Raw genomic sequence first — 16,857 nt, forward strand, 5'->3', positions numbered from 1 at the left:
GGGCTCAGCCCTTCAGCCCTGAGGTGGCCATTCCATCGACGAGATAGCGCTGGAAGGCCATGAAGAAGGCGAGCACCGGAAGCAGCGCGACGAGCGACATGGCGATCATCCCGCCGTAGTCGGCGACCGCGTCCTGGTCGACGAACATCTTCAGCCCCAGCGCGACGGTGTACTTGCTCGGTTCGTTGAGGTAGATCAGCGGTCCGAGGAAGTCGTTCCAGGAGTTGATGAAGGTGAAGATCGCGCTGGTGATCAGGGCAGGCCGGCAGAGCGGCAGCACGATCAGCCAGTACGTCCGCAGGTGCCCGCAGCCGTCGAGGCGCGCCGCCTCGTCCAGCTCCTTCGGCAGATTCCGCATGAACTGCATCATCAGGAAGACGAAGAAGGCGTCGGTGGCGAGGTATTTGCCCAGCAGCAGCGGGGTGTAGGTGTTGATCAGGTCCAGCTTCTGGAACAGCACGTACTGCGGGATCAGCAGCACGTGGTACGGCAGCAGCAGGGTTCCGATCATCACGGCGAACAGCGCGTTGCGCCCGGCGAATTTGATCTTCGCGAAGGCGTAGGCGGCCAGCGAGCAGGAGATGAGCACGCCCACCACCGAACCGACCGCCAGAACAAGCGAGTTGACGAAGAAGGTGGAGATCGGGATGTCCGCTATGCCTTCGGTCAGCCTGCTGTAGTTCTTGGTGATCGGACTGGTGGGGATGAGGTCCAGGCTTCCGATGATCTGGCTGCTCGGCTTGAGCGAGCCGCCGATCACCCACAGCACGGGATACAGAACGACCGCCAGGACGACGAACGCACCGATGTGCCAGGCCAGCGAACCGGCACTCTTCCTCCGGTAGCCGGTGAGCGCGCTCATCGGGTGGCCTCCTCGTAGTGCACCCAGCGTTTCTGGGACCAGAACAGGACGGCCGTGACCAGGCCGACGGTGATCAACAGGAGCCAGGCCATGGCCGACGCGAAGCCCATGCGGCCGCCGGCGAAGCCCTGGTCGTAGAGGTAGCAGGTGTAGACGAGGACGGAGTCCGCAGGACCACAGCTGGAGCCCTGGCTGCCCAGGACATACGCGGAACCGAAGACCTGGAAGGAGTGGATCGTCTCCAGGAGCAGATTGAAGAAGAGGACCGGAGAGATCATCGGCAGGGTGATGTTCCAGAACCGCCGCCAGGTGCCCGCGCCGTCGACCTCGGCGGCTTCGTAGAGCTCGCCCGGCACCTGCTTGAGACCGGCGAGGAAGATGACCATCGGCGCCCCGAACTGCCAGACGGTCAGCAGCACCAAGGAGTAGATCTTCATGTCCGGATTGCTGATCCAGCCGCCCGCCTGCATGCCGAACAGCTGCTGCGTACGGTCGACGATGGCATCGTCCGCGAAGAGCGCCCGCCACACGATGGCGATGGACACGCTCGCCCCGACCAGCGAGGGTGCGTAGAACGCCGCCCGGTAGAAGGCCTGTCCGCGCCGGTTCTGGTTGAGCAGCAGGGCGACGCCGAGTGCGAGCAGCAGCTTCAGGGGCGTGCCGATCGCCACGTACTGCAGCGTGACGCGCACCGACTTCTGCCAGCGGGGATCGCCGAACATGTCGGTGAAGTTCTGCAGCCCGATCCACTTCGGCGAATCGAAGAGGTTGTAGTCCGTGAAGGCCAGGTAGAGCGAGACGAGCATCGGCCCGGCCGTGAGCACCACCAGCCCCACGACCCACGGAGAAAGAAAGAGAAAACCGGCCAGGTTCTCCTGCCGTCCCCGCCGCTTGAGCGCGGCAGGGACGGCAGGCGCTCCCGGACCGTCCTGCGCCCCGGAGCTTTTGCCGAGCCTCTCGGGCGCAGCGTCCTGGATGTGTGTCACAGCTGATCCCCTCAAGAACCGAGTGCGGTCTTCGCCTCGGAGAAGAACTGCTTGACGCCCTTGTCGACCGAGAGCGAGCCGAGCGCAACGTCGGTGGCGATGCGCAGCAAGGCGGACTCACAGACGTCGGCACCCGCCGGGTGCGGAGTGATGGGCTGCAGGATCCGGGCGTTGGCGATCTCGGTCTCGTACGCCTGGATGCCCAGCGCGACGGCGTCGGTCGGCTTGAAGGCGTCGAACTGCGCGGTGGTCGGGGGAACCCCCCGGTCGAATCCCATGATCTTGGCGACCTCGGGATCGTGCACCATGAAGTTGATGAACTGGGCAACTTCCTTGGGGTGCTTGGTGCGCGCCGAGCCGCTGAGCATCAGGGAGCCGAGGTACTGCCCCGTGGTCTTCCCGTCGGTGGAGGGAATCGGCGCGAGGCCGTAGTTGCCCTTGCCCTCGGCGGTGTAGCGGACCGAGAAGTTGTCCCAGGTGAACTCGCCGGCCGAAAGCCCGTCCGAGAGCCCCGCCTTGGGCTTGATCTGGTCGACCTTCTTCGCGTCGGCGAAGAGCCCGGACTTGGTCCTGGCCAGTCCTTGGTTCCACCAGTCGGTGAGGTCGGCCTCGGTGAAGCCGAGCCCCTTCTCGTCGAAGAACGCCTTGCCGTTCTGCCGGAGCACCAGGTCGTAGAGGTACATGATGCCCATCGGCCCCGTGTCGCCGGCGATGTGCTGCTCCGCGTGGATCTTCTCCAGCCCCGCGTAGTACTCCTCCCAGGTCCAGCCGATCCTCGGCTTGATCCCGGCCTTCGCGTACGCGTCCTTGTCGATGACCAGCGCCATCGAGTTGGAACCGACGGGTATGCCGAGCAGCTTCCCGTCGACCACGCCGAACTTCTCCAGCCCGGCGCGGAAGCCGTCGAGGCTCAGATTCCCGGCCTTCACCTGGGAGTTGAGGTCCAGCAGGACGTGCTTGTCGTTGTACTTGCGCAGGAAGCCGATCGCGTTCTGGAAGACGTCCGGGGGATTGCCGCCGGAGGCCTGGGTCTGGAACTTGGTCCAGAAGTCCGCGTACGGCTGGAAGTCCGTCTTGATCTTGATCTTGGGGAACTTCTTCTCGAAGAGCGCGATCGTCTGGTTGATCTTCTTCGCCCGGTCGTCGGCGCCCCACCACGCGTACCTGATGGTGACCGGCCCGTCCCCCGAACCGCTTCCGCTCCCGCAGCCCGCGGCCGCCAGACCGAGCGTGGCCACCGAGGCCCCCGCCACCTTGAGCAGGCTGCGCCGGTCAACACCTTCAGTGGTACCCACAGTCCGACCTCCACGTGCACATTGAATCGTTTTAGGAAAGCGCTTGCCGGGAAAAGCTAGAGAGCGTCGGCTGGCACGTCAATGGCTGGAACGGATCTCATCGAAACGTTTCGATAACGGAGCGGAAACACCGACGGCCCGGAGGCTTGGAAGCCTCCGGGCCGTCGGTCCGGGTGGTGGGCGATACTGGGTTCGAACCAGTGACCTCTTCGGTGTGAACGAAGCGCTCTCCCACTGAGCTAATCGCCCGGGCACACCGCAAACATTACCGCATGCCCACGGGTCCCCCGGACCACTCCCCGGTCACTCGTTGATCTTCCACGGCATCACGATGCCGAACTTCCAGACATAGATCCCGACCAGCACCGCGACGATCACCAGACCGATCACGGTCAGGGTGATGTTCCGCCTGCGCACCTTGGGATCGAGGGCCTTCTGGGCTGCCTCGGTGACCTTCCGCTTCGTCCACCGCAGCACCAGCTGCGCCCAGACGAACTCGGTCGCCCAGATCGCCATCCCGCCGAAGATCACCAGCCATCCCGGGCCCGGCAACGGCAGCATGATGATGCCCGCGACCACGACCGCGAGGCCCACGACGAAAACGCCCACCTGCCAGCTCAGGTGCAGGGCCCTGGACGCCTTGATGAACTGGGGCGCCTTGGAGCCGAGCTCCGGCGCCGCCTCGGTCACGTCCCCCGTGGCGGGGTCTCGGGGCGCCGGTACGGCGGCCGATTTCCGCTCGTCACTCTCCGCATTCATGTGGCCCAACCTACCGGACCCGCGCGTGTCACTGGAATGGACGCATTGCACAAAGTGATACTCCGCCGTACGAGTGGCCCGAAGACACACAAACCGGTCAGAGGGGTTTACAACGGCACTGTAGGTGGCATGTCGATTTCGCCGACGTGCGAATCCCCGAGCGCACACTGAGCGAAAGGCCCTGGCGCTTATGAACACCACGGTCAGCTGCGAGCTGCACCTGCGCCTCGTTGTGTCGAGCGAGTCATCACTGCCTGTACCCGCGGGCCTGCGGTATGACACGGCCGATCCGTATGCCGTGCACGCCACCTTCCACACCGGAGCCGAGGAGACTGTCGAGTGGGTTTTCGCCCGCGATCTCCTCGCCGAGGGCCTGCACCGGCCCACCGGCACCGGAGACGTCCGAGTCTGGCCGTCCCGTAGCCACGGTCAGGGCGTTGTCTGCATCGCCCTGAGCTCCCCGGAGGGAGAAGCCCTTCTCGAAGCCCCGGCACGGGCTCTGGAGTCGTTCCTGAAGCGGACCGACGCCGCCGTGCCACCGGGCACCGAACACCGTCACTTCGATCTCGACACGGAGCTCTCGCACATCCTGGCCGAGAACTGAGCCAGAGCGCGAGATGTTCGGTGCCGTCCGACTCGGGGCGACGGCACCGCGCAGACAACCACATACGGCAGACACCGGCGCCGTCCCACGGAACCCACCGTGCGGACGGCGCCGGTGCGCTGTCGGGGCGAGCCGCTAGAGTCGGCCAGCATCCGGGCGGGTAGACGCCCGTTGCAGCCCAGGGAGCGAATCGTGCTGATCCCCCACGACACCCGCATTGCCCTCGACGCAGTGGTCGGTCTGGTGAACACCGCACCGCTGAGCGACGAGCCGGACAGCCTCTTGGACCTCGAATCGCTGTACGGCTTCGCGGAGCGCCACGACCTCAGCGGTGTCGGCGACCTCGGGGAGCAGGACCTGAAGGCCGTGCGCGAGGTACGGGAGCAGTTCGCGGGGGTGTTCGCGGCCGACCGGCCGCAGGAGGCCGCCGAGCTGGTCAACCGGCTGGTCGCGGCCGCCGGCACGACCCCCCAGCTCACCGACCACGACGGCTACGACTGGCATGTGCACTACTTCGCACCCGGCGCCTCGATGGCGGACCACCTGGCCGCCGACGGCGGGATGGCGCTGGCCTACTTCGTCGTGGCGGGCGAGCAGGAGCGGCTGCGGCGGTGCGAGGCGCCGGACTGCGGGCACGCCTTCGTCGACCTCTCGCGCAATCGTTCGCGCCGGTACTGCTCCAGCCGTACCTGCGGCAACCGCCTCCACGTGGCGGCGTACCGGGCCCGTCGCAAGGCCGCGACCGACTGACGGTCACAGCATGAAGAGATCGTGCAGGGCTGCCGTCAGGATCAGGCCCCCGACCACCCCGAGGAAGATCATCAGGGGTGGCTGGGAGAGAGCGTAGAGGCAGCCGCGCGGCTCGGGGACCGGATCGTCGGGGGCGGCGGCCAGGGGTGCGGTGGGGGCGGTGACGTCGTCCCGCGATGTGTCGAGCATCTCGGGGTGATGATGACGCAGGCTGCGGGGTTCGCGCTGCCAACACGCCTGGAAATCGCGGGAGTTCGCCGGATCCCGTGGGTGTCCGGACGTGCGTGCGGGTCAGCGGGGCAGAACGCTCGATGCGCGTACGACGAGTTCGGGCTGGAGCAGCACGTTGCGGTGCAGGTGCTCGCCGTCGCCGATGTGGCCCGACTCCTCGAGCAGGAGTTCCGCGGCCATGCGCCCCATGAGCGCGGCGGGCTGGCGCACCGAGGTCAGCGGCACGGCGGCCGCGGCGGCGAATTCGATGTCGTCGTAACCGACGATGGCCATGTCCTCGGGGACCTTCACGCCGGCCGCGTAGAGCGACTGCAGGACGCCGAGCGCCAGCAGGTCGTTGGCGCAGAACACGGCGGTCGGGCGGGGCACCAGGCCGACGAGGCGCGCGCCCGCGTCCCGGCCCGCCGCGACGTCGAGGCGGTGGGTGACGATCTCGACCAGCGCGTCGGCCGGCAGCCCCGCCTCGGCGAGGGCCGCGAGGGCGCCCTGGCGGCGGTCCTGGATCTGCCGCAGCTCGGGCGGGCCGCTGACGTACGCGATCGACTCGTGGCCCGCGGCGACCAGGTGGCGTACGGCCAGGGTGCCGCCCTGGACGTCGTCGACCGAGACCGCGCAGGAGGCCGCTCCCGAGGCCACCCGGTCCACCAGGACGAACGGGATGGAGTGCCGCCCGAAGGCCTCCAGGCTGCGGCCTGTGGGGTCGGCGGGGGTGACGAGGACGCCGGCCACCCGCTGTTCGGCGAAGAGCGCGAGGTAGTCGGCCTCCTCGGCGGGGTTCTGGTCGCTGTTGCAGACCATCACGCCGAGCCCGGCCTTGCGGGCCGCGCGCTCGGCGCCGCGGGCGACGTCGACGAAGAAGGGGTTGCCCATGTCGAGCACGAGCAGCGCCACGATGCGGCTGCTGCCGGCCCGCAGCTGGCGGGCCGACTCGCTGCGCACGTAGCCGAGTTCGTCGATCGCGGCCTGGACCTTGCCGCGGGTCTCGGGCGAGACGGAGCCCGGTCTGTTGATGACATTCGAGACCGTGCCGACCGAGACGCCCGCCCGGCGGGCCACGTCCTTGATTCCTGCCACCTTGTCCCACCTGAGTCACGGGTCCGGCGCGGCCGTCGGACGTCGGCCCATCGTACGGTCGCCGGCGCTCAGGCGAGGTGGAAGACCTCACTCAGCGGCTGCATCGCCGCGTCGGGGGCGCTGCCGTCGAGCGCCTCGAAGAACTCCCCCATCTCCGCCTGCCAGCGGGCGTTGACATCGGTGGCGTCCATCGCCGCGCGGGCGCGATCGAAGTCCTCGGTCTCCAGATATCCGACGAGGAGCCCGTCCTCGCGCAGGAACAGTGAGTAGTTGCCCCAGCCGGTGGCCGAGAGGGCTTCGCGCATTTCCGGCCAGACGTCACGGTGGCGCAGCCGGTACTCGTCGAGCCGGTCGGGGCGGACCCTCAGGACGAAGCAGATGCGTTGCACTTCCGGCCTCTCGCTCGGTGAACTGTTTCAGGCGAGGCGAAGCTAGATCGTCCCCGGCGGTGCGTCAAGGGTTGACGGGGCCCGGCGGCGGGGCTAGCTTCACCGCGGAATGAATCGATTCATGACTGTTCACCAAGGGGCTGTCCATGTCTGACCTCCGGGCCGTGAAGGCCGCTCTGGCCACGCAGACGATCGAGACGCCGTCCTGGGGCTACGGGAACTCCGGCACCCGCTTCAAGGTGTTCGCCCAGGCCGGTGTGCCGCGCGACCCCTTCGAGAAGCTCGACGACGCCGCACAGGTGCACGCGTTCACCGGGGTGGCGCCGCGGGTCTCCCTGCACATTCCGTGGGACCGGGTCGACGACTACGCCGCGCTGGCCGCGTACGCCAAGGAACGCGGGCTGACCCTCGGCTCGATCAACTCCAACGTCTTCCAGGACGACGACTACAAGCTGGGTTCGGTGACGCACCCCGATCCCGAGGTGCGCCGCAAGGCGGTGGCCCATCTGCTGGACTGCGTCGACATCATGGATGCCACGGGGTCCGCCGATCTGAAGCTGTGGTTCTCCGACGGCACCAACTACCCGGGCCAGGACGACGTGGTGGCCCGCCAGGACCGGCTCGCCGAGGCCCTCGCGACGGTGTACGCGCGGCTCGGCGACGACCAGCGGATGCTCCTGGAGTACAAGCTGTTCGAGCCCGCCTTCTACACGACCGACGTCCCGGACTGGGGCACCGCCTACGCCCACTGTCTGACGCTCGGCGAGAAGGCCCAGGTGGTCGTGGACACCGGGCACCACGCCCCGGGCACCAACATCGAGTTCATCGTCGCGCTGCTGCTGCGCGCGAAGCGGCTCGGCGCCTTCGACTTCAACTCGCGGTTCTACGCCGACGACGACCTGATGGTCGGGGCCGCGGACCCCTTCCAGCTGTTCCGGATCATGCACGAGGTGGTGCAGAACGGCGGGCTCGCCCCGGAGTCGGGCGTCAACTTCATGCTCGACCAGTGCCACAACATCGAGGCCAAGGTCCCTGCGGTCATCCGGTCCGTGATGAACGTCCAGGAGGCGACCGCCAAGGCGCTGCTCGTCGACGCCGCCGCACTCGCCGCGGCCCAGCGCTCCGGCGACGTACTCGCCGCGAACGCCGTGCTGATGGATGCATACAACACCGATGTGCGGCCGCTGCTCGCCGAGATCCGGGAGGAGGGCGGGCTGCACCCCGACCCGTTCGCCGCCTATCTGGCCTCCGGGCGGCAGGAGCGCATCGCCGCGGAGCGCGTGGGCGGGACCCAGGCGGGCTGGGGAGCCTGATCCCCCGGCCCGGTCGCCGCCGCTAGATGCCGTGCTTTTTGAGGATGGCCTCGATGTCGTCGAAGTCGTCGGCCGGTGCGGCCGCCTTCGCCCTGGGCGCGGGCTGCGCCGCCGGCCGCGTGGCGGCACCGAGCGAGGGTGCGGACGCCGCCGGGGCCACCGCTTGGCGCTGCGCCGCCTCGGCGGCCTTGCGCTCCTTGCGCGTACCGCCGCCCCGGCGCTCGACGGCCCTGGTCGTCGCGAAGAGCAGCCAGGCGACCCCGAGCACGCCGAAGCCCAGCCAGACCGACGGCTTGAACACGATGTCGGACACCCAGCCGACGACGCCGGTCATCACCAGGCCGACGGGGACGAGGGAGTAGGCGGCGATGCGCGTCGCCGACAGGAAGCGCTTGCGGTACGCCGTGATCGCGGCGATGCCCAGCCCTGCCGCGGACACGGCGGAAGCGACGGTCTCGGCAATCATCCGGTCTCCTCCAGCCATGGGGTCTTTCACTCCATCCTGCACCTGACCGCCACGCAGGGGCCACGATCCGGCAGGACCTCAGGGTCATCTCCGGGAAACGATCCTCCTCAGGTCCCGGTGGGGCATCGTCCCCCGGTACTGGGAGACTGGCCCCATGAGCGACTCCACCCCCGACTCCCCCGCCCGCCCCGTCGTCCTCGACGTCTGGTGCGAGCTGCAGTGCCCCGACTGCCACAGCGCCCTCGACGACGTCCGCGCCCTGCGTGCCCGCTACGGCGACCGCCTGGAGCTGCGGCTGCGCCACTTCCCCCTGGAGAAGCACAAGCACGCCTACGCGGCCGCACAGGCCGCGGAAGAGGCGTTCGAGCAGGGGCAGGGCTGGCCGTACGTGGAAGCCGTCCTCGCGCGCACCGAGGAGCTCGGCGCGCAGGGCGAACCGCTGCTGCTGGAGATCGCGGGCGAACTGGGCCTGGACGCCGAGGAGTTCGACACCGCGCTGATCGACGGCCGGCATCTGCTGATCGTCGACGCCGACCAGGCGGAGGGCAAGGCGATCGGTGTCACCGGCACTCCGACGTACGTCATCGACGGGGAGCGTCTGGACGGCGGCAAGAGCCAGGACGGTCTGCGGGAGCGGATCGAGGAGATCGCCGATCGGCTGCTCGGCTAGGGGGTGTCCGGCGGATCAGGTCGCCCTTGCTGGGCGTTGAGCCTTTCACTGCGGGTGAGCGGTGGTCTGGTGCACTGCGCTTCGCTCCGTCTCGGCTCTTAGATTCATCCTTCGGATGCCGAGCGCAGCTGCAAGGCGGAGGAGGGAAGCAACGCGGAGCGTTGTTGACCGACGACAACGCCGCAGATGTGCGTGCCAGACCGGCGCGACCGCGGCATGATCCGCCGGACACCCCCTAGAGGAGCTGCTTGGTGAGGTGGCGTGAGGCGGTCTCGTAGCCGAGCGACTCGTAGAGACGGATCGCCGGGGTGTTGCCCGCGAAGACGTTCAGGCCCAGGCGGTTCGTCCCTGCGGCCAGCGCCTCGTGCTCGGCGATCAGCATCAGCGTGCGGCCGTGGCCGCGGCCACGGTGCTGCTCGTCGACCACGACGTCGTAGACGAAGTGGCCCGTGCGGTCCGGGGACGCACCCGACCAGACGTGCCCGACCGCCTCGCCTTCGCTGACCAGCACCTTGATGGAGACCCCGGCGGTGGCCAGGCCGTCCGGCAGGAATCTGCGGTGGTCGGCCTCGGCCTTGGCTCTGGCCTGCGGCTCCGCCACGCCCCGGTCCATCCAGGTCTGCGCGTAACTGACGAGGTCCTCCACCTTCCAGGCCAGGAACTCGTCCTCGGTCATTCCCCGGACCTCCGTCCCCTCCGGCAGGGCGGGCGGCTGTTCCGGGAGCTGCTTGAGCATCGCGCGGTTGCGCTCCGTGTAACCGAGGGCGGCAGCCATCCGGAGGGCGGCCTCGGCGCGGTCGGGCACCGTGATCCGCACCTGCCCGCACCCCCAGCCGCGCAGCACCTCCTCGGCCGCGAGCGCGGCGACCGTGCCGCGACCGCGCCTGCGGTCCGGCTCGCTGATCCGAAGTCCGCTGATGCGGGCCCAAGTGGGGCCGAAATCCCCGTCGGTGGAGAGTTTCACGGCCCCGACGGGGCGGCTGTTCACGCACACTTCGTACTGACGCGACTTCGTGCCGTCGGCGCCCTGCTGAAGCGGCCCGGTCGGCCGCAGGGTAGTGGTCATCATGGGAGTTGTACCCGGCCGAAAACCAGGCGGCATCCCGTTTTCCCAGCTCTACGGATCCAGGTCGTCCGCGGCGCGCTCGTCCCAGATCCGCATGGCCTTGGCGGTCACCGGGCCCGGCTCCTGCCCCAGCTGCCGGCCGTCGACGCGTACGACCGCCTGGACGTCGCGCAGGGTCGAGGTCAGGAAGATCTCCTCGGCACGGTCGAGTGCGTCCAGCGGCAGATCGGTCTCCTGGGCGCCGGCCCATTCGACGGCCAGGGCGCGGGTGATCCCGGCCAGACAGCCGGATGCGAGCGGCGGGGTGTGGAGCACTCCGTCGAGTACGACGAAGACATTGGAGCCCGTGCCTTCGCAGAGCCGGCCCACCGTGTTCCCGAACAGCGCCTCGGACGCGCCCTGTTCATGTGCCTTGGCGAGCGCGACGACGTTCTCCGCGTACGACGTCGTCTTCAGCCCCGCCAGAGCGCTGCGCTCGTTGCGCGTCCACGGGACGGTGATCACCGCGGTGGTGTCGGGCCGACGCGAGGTCTCGCCCACCGCGACGACCAGGGTCGAGCCCGCGTCGCCGCGGTCGGAGCCGAGCGGGGAGAGGCCGCCGGTGTAGGTGATGCGCAGGCGGCCCAGGGGCATGGGGTTGGCGTCGAGGACCGCGGTGCAGGCGCGGCGCACCTCGTCCAGGTCCGGGTCGGGCAGACCGAGGCCCCGGGCCGAGCGGGTCAGCCGGTCGAGGTGGCGGGTGAGGGCGAAGATCCGCCCCTCGGTCGCCTTGACCGTCTCGAAGATGCCGTCGCCGACGGTCATCCCGTGGTCGAGGACGGAGACCGTCGCATCGGCCGCGTCGTGCAGCCCGCCATTGACCCAGATCTTCATGCCGTGGTCCTCCCACTCGCTTCGTACGCGCCCGACGCTACAGCCAGCAGTCTGGAGGCCTTCAGCTCGGTCTCCTCCCACTCCCGCACGGGGTCCGAGCCCCAGGTGATGCCCGCGCCCGTACCGAAGCGGAGGACGGGTCCGCGCTCCTCGGTGCGGTCGATCCAGAAGGTACGGATCCCGACGGCCAGCTCCGCCGTGCCCCGGTCGGCGTCGACCCAGCCGATCGCCCCGCAGTAGGGGCCGCGCGGCGCGGTCTCCAGCGCTTCGATGATCCGCAGCGCGCTGGACTTGGGCGCTCCGGTCACCGAGCCGGGCGGGAAGGCGGCGGCGAGGATCTCCGGCCAGCCAGCCTTCTCGGCGAGCTCCCCGCGCACGGTCGAGACGAGGTGGACGAGACCCGGGTGGGGCTCGATCGCGCAGAGTGCCGGGACGGTGACGGATCCGGTGGCGCAGACGCGGCCCAGGTCGTTGCGGACGAGGTCCACGATCATCACGTTCTCCGCGTGATCCTTTTCGAGCAGGTCCTCGGCGGTCCGCCCGGTGCCCTTGATCGGTCCGGACTCGATGGTCCGGCCCTCGCGGCGCAGGAAGAGCTCGGGGGACGCCGTCGCTATCTCCACGCCGTGGGCGGGGAGGCGGATCGTTCCCGCGTACGGGGCCGGGTTGCCCCTGGCCAGCAGCGCGGTCAGCGCGTCGACGTCGGCGCGGTCCGGGTCGGGGAGCGGCGCGGTCATGACGCGGCAGAGGTTGGCCTGGTAGACCTCGCCGGCCGCGATGTGGGCGCGGATCGCCCGTACGCCCGCGATGTAGGCGTCCCGGTCCAGGGAGGACGTCCAGTCTCCGGCCGCGGGCCCGCGCCACTGTCCTTGCACGGGGGCCGGAACGGGTTCCGTACGGACGTCCCCGAAGCGGGCACAGACGAGCCGCCCCTCGAAGTCCGCGGCGACGGTCCAGAAACCTGAGGAGTCGAGAGCTGTGGGGTCGCTGGTGACATCACGCAGGTCACAGGCGACACGGCCGCCGAAGCGGGCCAAAGGAGCGAGGTCGTGCACAGGCGAGAGTCTAGGACGGGCGCCGAGCGGCCGCTCCGGAGTGAACGCACCGCAGCACGCTGCACAAACGCGTTTTTGTACTGGCCCCGGAATCCGCTAGAGTTCAACACGTCGCCGGGACGCGCAAGCGAAACGGAAACGACAAGCGGACGTAGCTCAGTTGGTAGAGCACCACCTTGCCAAGGTGGATGTCGCGAGTTCGAGTCTCGTCGTCCGCTCGATGTGGGGGATCTTCCCGAACCCCCGTATTCACTCCTGGTGGAGTGGCCGAGAGGCGAGGCAACGGCCTGCAAAGCCGTCTACACGGGTTCAAATCCCGTCTCCACCTCTTTGCGCGATTAGCTCAGCGGGAGAGCGCTTCCCTGACACGGAAGAGGTCACTGGTTCAATCCCAGTATCGCGCACGCAGTAGGATGCAGTACCGCAGTACCGGTCCGCATGGATCGTCCCGCGCGATTAGCTCAGCGGGAGAGCGCTTCCCTGACACGGAAGAGGTCACTGGTTCAATCCCAGTATCGCGCACGCAGTACAACTCAAAGCCTGATAGTTTTCGCAGGTCGCCCGCGCGATTAGCTCAGCGGGAGAGCGCTTCCCTGACACGGAAGAGGTCACTGGTTCAATCCCAGTATCGCGCACTTGATCCACCGAAGCCCCGGCCGTCACAGACGGCCGGGGCTTCGTCGTTGTCCCTCCGGTCAGGAGGAGAACAGCATGTGGCCGAAGCCCTTGTTGCGGTGGTGGCCGCCGTGGTGACCCCCGTAGTGGCCGCCGCCGTGCTGCGGGGCTCCCCACGCGGGGGCCGGGGCGGACGGGTAGGCCTGCGGGGCGGGCGGCGGGGGCGGCGCCTGCTGGCCGCCCCACTGCGACTCGAGGCGGGTCAGCGACTCGAGCTCCCCGTAGTCCAGGAATATCCCCCGGCAGCCACTGCACTGCTCGATCTGGACGCCATTGCGGTTGTACGTGTGCATCGGTGCATGGCACTTGGGACACTGCATGCTCGGCTCAACTCCTCGCCGTCGGTACGTGACCTGCTCACCCTACGATGACGGATCGCTCGCCAACTCGGGCGGGAGGGCGGCAATTCGGGCACAGGAGTCGAGCATCGCCCGCTCCGCCTCGTCGAGTTCGCGCCGCTCGGCGGTCGACTTGGCGAGGGCGAGGGCGGCGGTCTGCACGGTGAGGGCGCGGGCGGGGACGTCGAGTCGGGGCCAGGGGTCGCCGTCGGGGGGAACCGCGGGGCCGTGTGCGGCGCGGTAGGCGGCCAGGAAACGGGTCCAGGTCTCCGGCGGGAGCAGCCCTGCGGCGTACCAGGCGGCGGGGCGGGCCAGGTCCCAGGCGGGGTCGCCGAGGCCGAGGTCGTCGATGTCGATGAGCAGCCAGGGCCCGGTGGGGGCGGGGTGTCTGACGAGCTGTCCGAGATGGAGATCGCCGTGGCAGAGGTACGAGGGCCCGGGCGCCGGGGCCTCGTCGCGGGCCCAGGCGGGGAGGGCCCGCCAGGCGCGAAGGACGGGCTCGGTGGCGGACGGGTCGGGGGCGGCGGCCTGCATACGGGCCAGGGCCCGGGCGGCCTTGGCGGGGCCGCGCATCGGGGGCAGCCGGGGCAGGGCCGCCTGCTCGACGGTGTGGAGGCGGGCCAGGAGGGCCGCGGCCTCTTCCCAGGGGGCGGCGTCGGGGTCTGCCGGGTCGACGGGGGCGCCGTAGGGCCAGGTGGTGACGGGGCGGGCCGCGGGGGCGGCGGGGGCCAGCGGGGGCAGCAGGATGCCGGCGAGGAGGGGGTGGGCGGCGACGGCCACGCGGGCTTCGAGGGCGGCGGGATCGGTGTCCGGGGCGTGCGCCTTGGCGACGGCGTCACCGTGCCGTACGACGGCGCCGTCCGGGCGGTCCGCCAGGACAGACGTCGTGGTGCCGCACCCGTTGCAGGGGCCGGCGGGATGCGCACCGGACTCGGCGGCGCTGTGCAGCGCGCGCACGACAGCGGATTCGGTCACGGTCTCCCCCGGCTTCGGCACGGTCCCCTGCGGGAGCCTACGCGGCAGCCCCGGCCGGGACAGCGGGGGTTGGCCGCGGAGCCCCTCCTACGGAACGAGGAACGACCAGGCGGCGGGCAGAGCCCGCAGGGCGCGGGCGGATCGGGCCGCCGCCGGACGGAGTCCGGCGCAGCGGGACGAAGCCCGTGAGGCGCCCCAGCGCCGAGCGGTGCGAGGGCCGCACGAAGAAACAGTGCGGTGCGAGGGCCGCGTCAAGAAGTCGCGCGGGGGCCGCACGAAAAAGCGTTTGTCCGGTCAGCTCCCCAGCTGACCGGACAAACGCTGCCGTCCGCCGCACCCCCGTCCCCACGGGGTTGTTGGTCGGATGTCCCTGACCCGGGCCGCTCTCCCGGATCCTGGGCGCCGCTCAGCGCCCGAGCATCACGCCCACGGACGACGCCTGTGTGGACACTGCTTCCCAGCCGCCGAAGACGAAGAGGAGCAGCACCGCCAGGGGAAGTACCATGACGGCCGCCACCAACGGGTGGCGGGTGCCGGCACGGCGGGTGCCGAACGCGGCGTATGCCTTGCGTCCCTGCGTGCGGATCATCGTCCGCGATGCCGTGTCGGCCATGGTCCCTCTCCTGTCGAATGGGCAAGCGGCGGGTGTCTGACCTCGGGGGACGAGTGCTGCACCCGCCGCTTGACTTCAAATCTAGGCGCGCCGGGCGGCCCCGGCGTCATGCCCTCGTACCGATTCCCGGGCCTCCAGGAGGATGAGCCGGGGTCTTGCGACGTACTCCCCAGGGTGGAGAGCAGGCGCTAGGACTTGGGGTCTTCCCTGAGGGGACGTGCCTCCAGCTCGGAGGAGTCCTCCCTGGGGACCGGCTGCTCCACCAGGGCCAGTACCCGGGTGGCCATGAAGCGTGCCGTGCGCACCACCGAGCCGCTGCGCGTGACTTCGCTCACTTCCACCACCCCTCTGCGGACCGCCGTCTCCACCCGGCGTCCCGCCCTGCTGGCCACCACTTCGTACGTCCGTGTCGTGTCTCCCGCGTCCACGACTATCTCCACGCGGTCACCCTTCATCGACCCAATCCCCCTTCTGCGACGGACTTTTGAGTTCTCGCACGGGTCAAGGGGCCTTGGTTCCCCGGCCTCCTGACCACTCTTCAAGTTTCCCACCCGGCACTGACAATCGGTCGGGCCGCGAGGGCGCGGCCTATGAGCACACCGGGCCACGGGTACGTAAGCTGTGCCTCGTCAGACGGACCGGGCAGCGGGGATGGACATGGCGATGATGCGGCTCCGGCGCGAGGATCCGCGTGTCGTCGGCTCGTTCAGGCTTCACCGACGACTGGGCGCGGGCGGTATGGGGGTCGTGTACCTCGGCTCCGATCGGCGCGGGCAGCGGGTGGCTCTGAAGGTGATCCGGCCCGACCTCGCCGAGGACCAGGAGTTCAGGTCGCGGTTCGCACGGGAGGTTTCGGCCGCCCGGCGGATCCGCGGTGGGTGCACGGCACGGCTGGTGGCGGCGGATCTCGAGGCCGACCGGCCCTGGTTCGCCACGCAGTACGTGCCCGGGCCCTCGCTGCACGACAAGGTCAACGACGAGGGACCGCTGTCGGCCGCCGAGGTGGCCTCGATCGGGGCCGCGCTCTCGGAGGGGCTCGTGGCGGTGCACGAGGCGGGTGTCGTCCACCGCGATCTGAAGCCGTCGAACATCCTGCTGTCCCCCAAGGGTCCGCGGATCATCGACTTCGGCATTGCCTGGGCCACCGGTGCCAGCACGCTCACGCATGTCGGTACGGCCGTGGGCTCGCCCGGATTCCTCGCTCCCGAGCAGGTGCGCGGCGCCGCCGTCACCCCGGCGACGGACGTCTTCGCGCTGGGCGCGACCCTGGCGTACGCCGCGACCGCCGACTCGCCCTTCGGGCACGGCAGTTCAGAGGTCATGCTCTACCGCGTGGTGCACGAGGAGCCTCATCTGTACGAGGTCCACGACGCGCTCGCGCCGCTGGTGCGGGCCTGTCTCGCCAAGGACCCCGAGGACCGGCCCAGCACGCTTCAACTCTCCATGCGGCTCAAGGAGATCGCGGCACGCGAGGCCCAGGGGCTCTCCGAGTCCCGGCCGCCCATACAGCGCCGCGAGTCACAGCTCGACCGCCCGACGGGGCGGCTCACCGAGCGCTACACGGAGCCGCACCAGCAGGCTCAGCGACGTACCAACGGGAACTCCGGGGCCCGCCCGCAGACGCCTCAGACTCAGGCGCCGCGGCCGTCCTCGCCCCGCAACGGGGCCCGGCCGCCGGCCCCGCGCGATACTTCGCGCACCGGTGCGCGGCCCGCCGGCAGCCGTCCGGGGACGACCCGTCCGACGGCTTCGGGGCGGCGTCCCGGGCCCAGTCCGCGGATGCTGCGGCAGCGCCTGATCGTCTTCGTCGTGGTGACGCTGATCGTGCTGCTGGGGATCGCCGCCGCGCAGAAGCTGTGACGA

20 protein-coding genes and 6 tRNA genes are annotated in these 16,857 nt (G+C 69.7%); 10 read left to right on the forward strand and 16 right to left on the reverse strand.

Going from position 1 to position 16,857, the window contains the following annotated elements; translation table 11 throughout:
- Positions 1-4 precede the first annotated feature (4 nt).
- The 5 genes from OG707_RS04240 to OG707_RS04260 all read right to left on the reverse strand — a co-directional run bounded on the left by OG707_RS04240 (position 5) and on the right by OG707_RS04260 (position 3,902).
- A complete protein-coding gene (locus tag OG707_RS04240) occupies positions 5-862 on the reverse strand; it encodes a carbohydrate ABC transporter permease (protein ID WP_329114472.1) in 858 nt (285 codons plus the stop codon).
- Positions 859-1,848 carry a carbohydrate ABC transporter permease gene (locus OG707_RS04245; RefSeq protein WP_329114474.1) on the reverse strand — a complete coding sequence of 330 codons (990 nt, stop codon included), beginning with the start codon at positions 1,846-1,848 and terminating at the stop codon, positions 859-861. The genes OG707_RS04240 and OG707_RS04245 overlap by 4 nt, the downstream gene beginning before the upstream one ends.
- Before the next feature lie 11 nt (positions 1,849-1,859).
- On the reverse strand, positions 1,860-3,143 hold the full coding sequence (locus OG707_RS04250; protein WP_329114477.1) for an ABC transporter substrate-binding protein: 1,284 nt from the start codon (positions 3,141-3,143) through the stop codon (positions 1,860-1,862).
- Positions 3,144-3,317: 174 nt separating this feature from the next.
- Positions 3,318-3,392, reverse strand: a tRNA-Val gene (locus OG707_RS04255).
- Between the two features lie 54 nt (positions 3,393-3,446).
- Positions 3,447-3,902: a TIGR02611 family protein gene (locus OG707_RS04260; protein ID WP_329114479.1), complete on the reverse strand. Its 456-nt coding sequence runs from the start codon at positions 3,900-3,902 to the stop codon at positions 3,447-3,449.
- 190 nt (positions 3,903-4,092) lie between these two features.
- Between OG707_RS04260 and OG707_RS04265 the strand changes: the two genes are divergently transcribed.
- Together OG707_RS04265 and OG707_RS04270 are read left to right on the forward strand one after the other, a co-directional pair.
- A complete protein-coding gene (locus OG707_RS04265; RefSeq protein ID WP_003987206.1) occupies positions 4,093-4,506 on the forward strand; it encodes an SsgA family sporulation/cell division regulator in 414 nt (137 codons plus the stop codon).
- Positions 4,507-4,698: 192 nt separating this feature from the next.
- A complete protein-coding gene (locus OG707_RS04270; RefSeq protein ID WP_329114481.1) occupies positions 4,699-5,256 on the forward strand; it encodes a CGNR zinc finger domain-containing protein in 558 nt (185 codons plus the stop codon).
- A 3-nt stretch (positions 5,257-5,259) separates the two neighbouring features.
- Here the strand turns inward: OG707_RS04270 and OG707_RS04275 are convergent, their stop codons facing one another.
- From OG707_RS04275 to OG707_RS04285, 3 genes are all read right to left on the reverse strand, one after another.
- The gene (locus tag OG707_RS04275; protein ID WP_329114483.1) at positions 5,260-5,445 is read right to left on the reverse strand and encodes a hypothetical protein; all 186 of its coding nucleotides are present in this window, start codon (positions 5,443-5,445) and stop codon (positions 5,260-5,262) included.
- A 102-nt stretch (positions 5,446-5,547) separates the two neighbouring features.
- On the reverse strand, positions 5,548-6,561 hold the full coding sequence (locus OG707_RS04280) for a LacI family DNA-binding transcriptional regulator (RefSeq protein ID WP_329114485.1): 1,014 nt from the start codon (positions 6,559-6,561) through the stop codon (positions 5,548-5,550).
- A gap of 68 nt (positions 6,562-6,629) precedes the next feature.
- Complete coding sequence (locus tag OG707_RS04285; protein WP_329114487.1) at positions 6,630-6,950, reverse strand: L-rhamnose mutarotase; 321 nt, start codon at positions 6,948-6,950, stop codon at positions 6,630-6,632.
- Positions 6,951-7,096: 146 nt separating this feature from the next.
- Between OG707_RS04285 and rhaI the strand changes: the two genes are divergently transcribed.
- On the forward strand, positions 7,097-8,263 hold the full coding sequence (gene rhaI, locus OG707_RS04290; protein WP_329114489.1) for an L-rhamnose isomerase: 1,167 nt from the start codon (positions 7,097-7,099) through the stop codon (positions 8,261-8,263).
- A 22-nt stretch (positions 8,264-8,285) separates the two neighbouring features.
- Here the strand turns inward: rhaI and OG707_RS04295 are convergent, their stop codons facing one another.
- Complete coding sequence (locus OG707_RS04295; protein WP_329114491.1) at positions 8,286-8,729, reverse strand: hypothetical protein; 444 nt, start codon at positions 8,727-8,729, stop codon at positions 8,286-8,288.
- Between the two features lie 154 nt (positions 8,730-8,883).
- Here OG707_RS04295 and OG707_RS04300 point away from each other — a divergent pair, with 154 nt between their 5' ends.
- Complete coding sequence (locus OG707_RS04300; protein ID WP_329114493.1) at positions 8,884-9,399, forward strand: DsbA family protein; 516 nt, start codon at positions 8,884-8,886, stop codon at positions 9,397-9,399.
- Positions 9,400-9,634: 235 nt separating this feature from the next.
- Here OG707_RS04300 and OG707_RS04305 read toward each other — a convergent pair whose 3' ends face one another.
- From OG707_RS04305 to OG707_RS04315, 3 genes are read right to left on the reverse strand one after another with little or no spacing between them, the layout of a single operon-like run.
- Entirely contained in the window at positions 9,635-10,465 is an 831-nt protein-coding gene (locus OG707_RS04305) for a GNAT family N-acetyltransferase (RefSeq protein ID WP_329127608.1), read from the reverse strand.
- Positions 10,466-10,516: 51 nt separating this feature from the next.
- Positions 10,517-11,338 (reverse strand): aminotransferase class IV, encoded by an 822-nt coding sequence (locus tag OG707_RS04310; protein ID WP_329114495.1) that lies wholly within the window; start codon positions 11,336-11,338, stop codon positions 10,517-10,519.
- The gene (locus tag OG707_RS04315) at positions 11,335-12,393 is read right to left on the reverse strand and encodes a chorismate-binding protein (protein ID WP_329114497.1); all 1,059 of its coding nucleotides are present in this window, start codon (positions 12,391-12,393) and stop codon (positions 11,335-11,337) included. The genes OG707_RS04310 and OG707_RS04315 overlap by 4 nt, the downstream gene beginning before the upstream one ends.
- 145 nt (positions 12,394-12,538) lie before the next feature.
- Here OG707_RS04315 and OG707_RS04320 point away from each other — a divergent pair.
- The 5 genes from OG707_RS04320 to OG707_RS04340 all read left to right on the forward strand — a co-directional run bounded on the left by OG707_RS04320 (position 12,539) and on the right by OG707_RS04340 (position 13,028).
- Positions 12,539-12,611: transfer RNA gene (locus OG707_RS04320), tRNA-Gly, on the forward strand.
- Between the two features lie 39 nt (positions 12,612-12,650).
- Positions 12,651-12,721, forward strand: a tRNA-Cys gene (locus OG707_RS04325).
- 4 nt (positions 12,722-12,725) lie between these two features.
- Positions 12,726-12,797, forward strand: a tRNA-Val gene (locus tag OG707_RS04330).
- Between the two features lie 46 nt (positions 12,798-12,843).
- Positions 12,844-12,915 (forward strand) — tRNA-Val (locus OG707_RS04335).
- A 41-nt stretch (positions 12,916-12,956) separates the two neighbouring features.
- Positions 12,957-13,028, forward strand: a tRNA-Val gene (locus OG707_RS04340).
- A 60-nt stretch (positions 13,029-13,088) separates the two neighbouring features.
- On the opposite strand, the gene OG707_RS04345 is transcribed toward OG707_RS04340, so the two are convergent.
- From OG707_RS04345 to OG707_RS04360, 4 genes are all read right to left on the reverse strand, one after another.
- Positions 13,089-13,388, reverse strand: coding sequence for a TFIIB-type zinc ribbon-containing protein (locus OG707_RS04345; protein ID WP_329114500.1), 300 nt, complete (start codon positions 13,386-13,388; stop codon positions 13,089-13,091).
- 42 nt (positions 13,389-13,430) lie between these two features.
- The gene (locus OG707_RS04350) at positions 13,431-14,381 is read right to left on the reverse strand and encodes a phosphotransferase family protein (protein WP_329114502.1); all 951 of its coding nucleotides are present in this window, start codon (positions 14,379-14,381) and stop codon (positions 13,431-13,433) included.
- Between the two features lie 406 nt (positions 14,382-14,787).
- Complete coding sequence (locus OG707_RS04355; RefSeq protein WP_329114504.1) at positions 14,788-14,994, reverse strand: hypothetical protein; 207 nt, start codon at positions 14,992-14,994, stop codon at positions 14,788-14,790.
- Positions 14,995-15,182: 188 nt separating this feature from the next.
- Complete coding sequence (locus tag OG707_RS04360) at positions 15,183-15,449, reverse strand: hypothetical protein (protein ID WP_329114506.1); 267 nt, start codon at positions 15,447-15,449, stop codon at positions 15,183-15,185.
- A gap of 202 nt (positions 15,450-15,651) precedes the next feature.
- Between OG707_RS04360 and OG707_RS04365 the strand changes: the two genes are divergently transcribed.
- Positions 15,652-16,854 carry a protein kinase domain-containing protein gene (locus OG707_RS04365; RefSeq protein WP_329127610.1) on the forward strand — a complete coding sequence of 401 codons (1,203 nt, stop codon included), beginning with the start codon at positions 15,652-15,654 and terminating at the stop codon, positions 16,852-16,854.
- The last annotated feature ends 3 nt before the right edge of the window (positions 16,855-16,857 follow it).

The organism is Streptomyces sp. NBC_01465 (genome assembly GCF_036227325.1).
GTDB lineage: Bacteria > Actinomycetota > Actinomycetes > Streptomycetales > Streptomycetaceae > Streptomyces.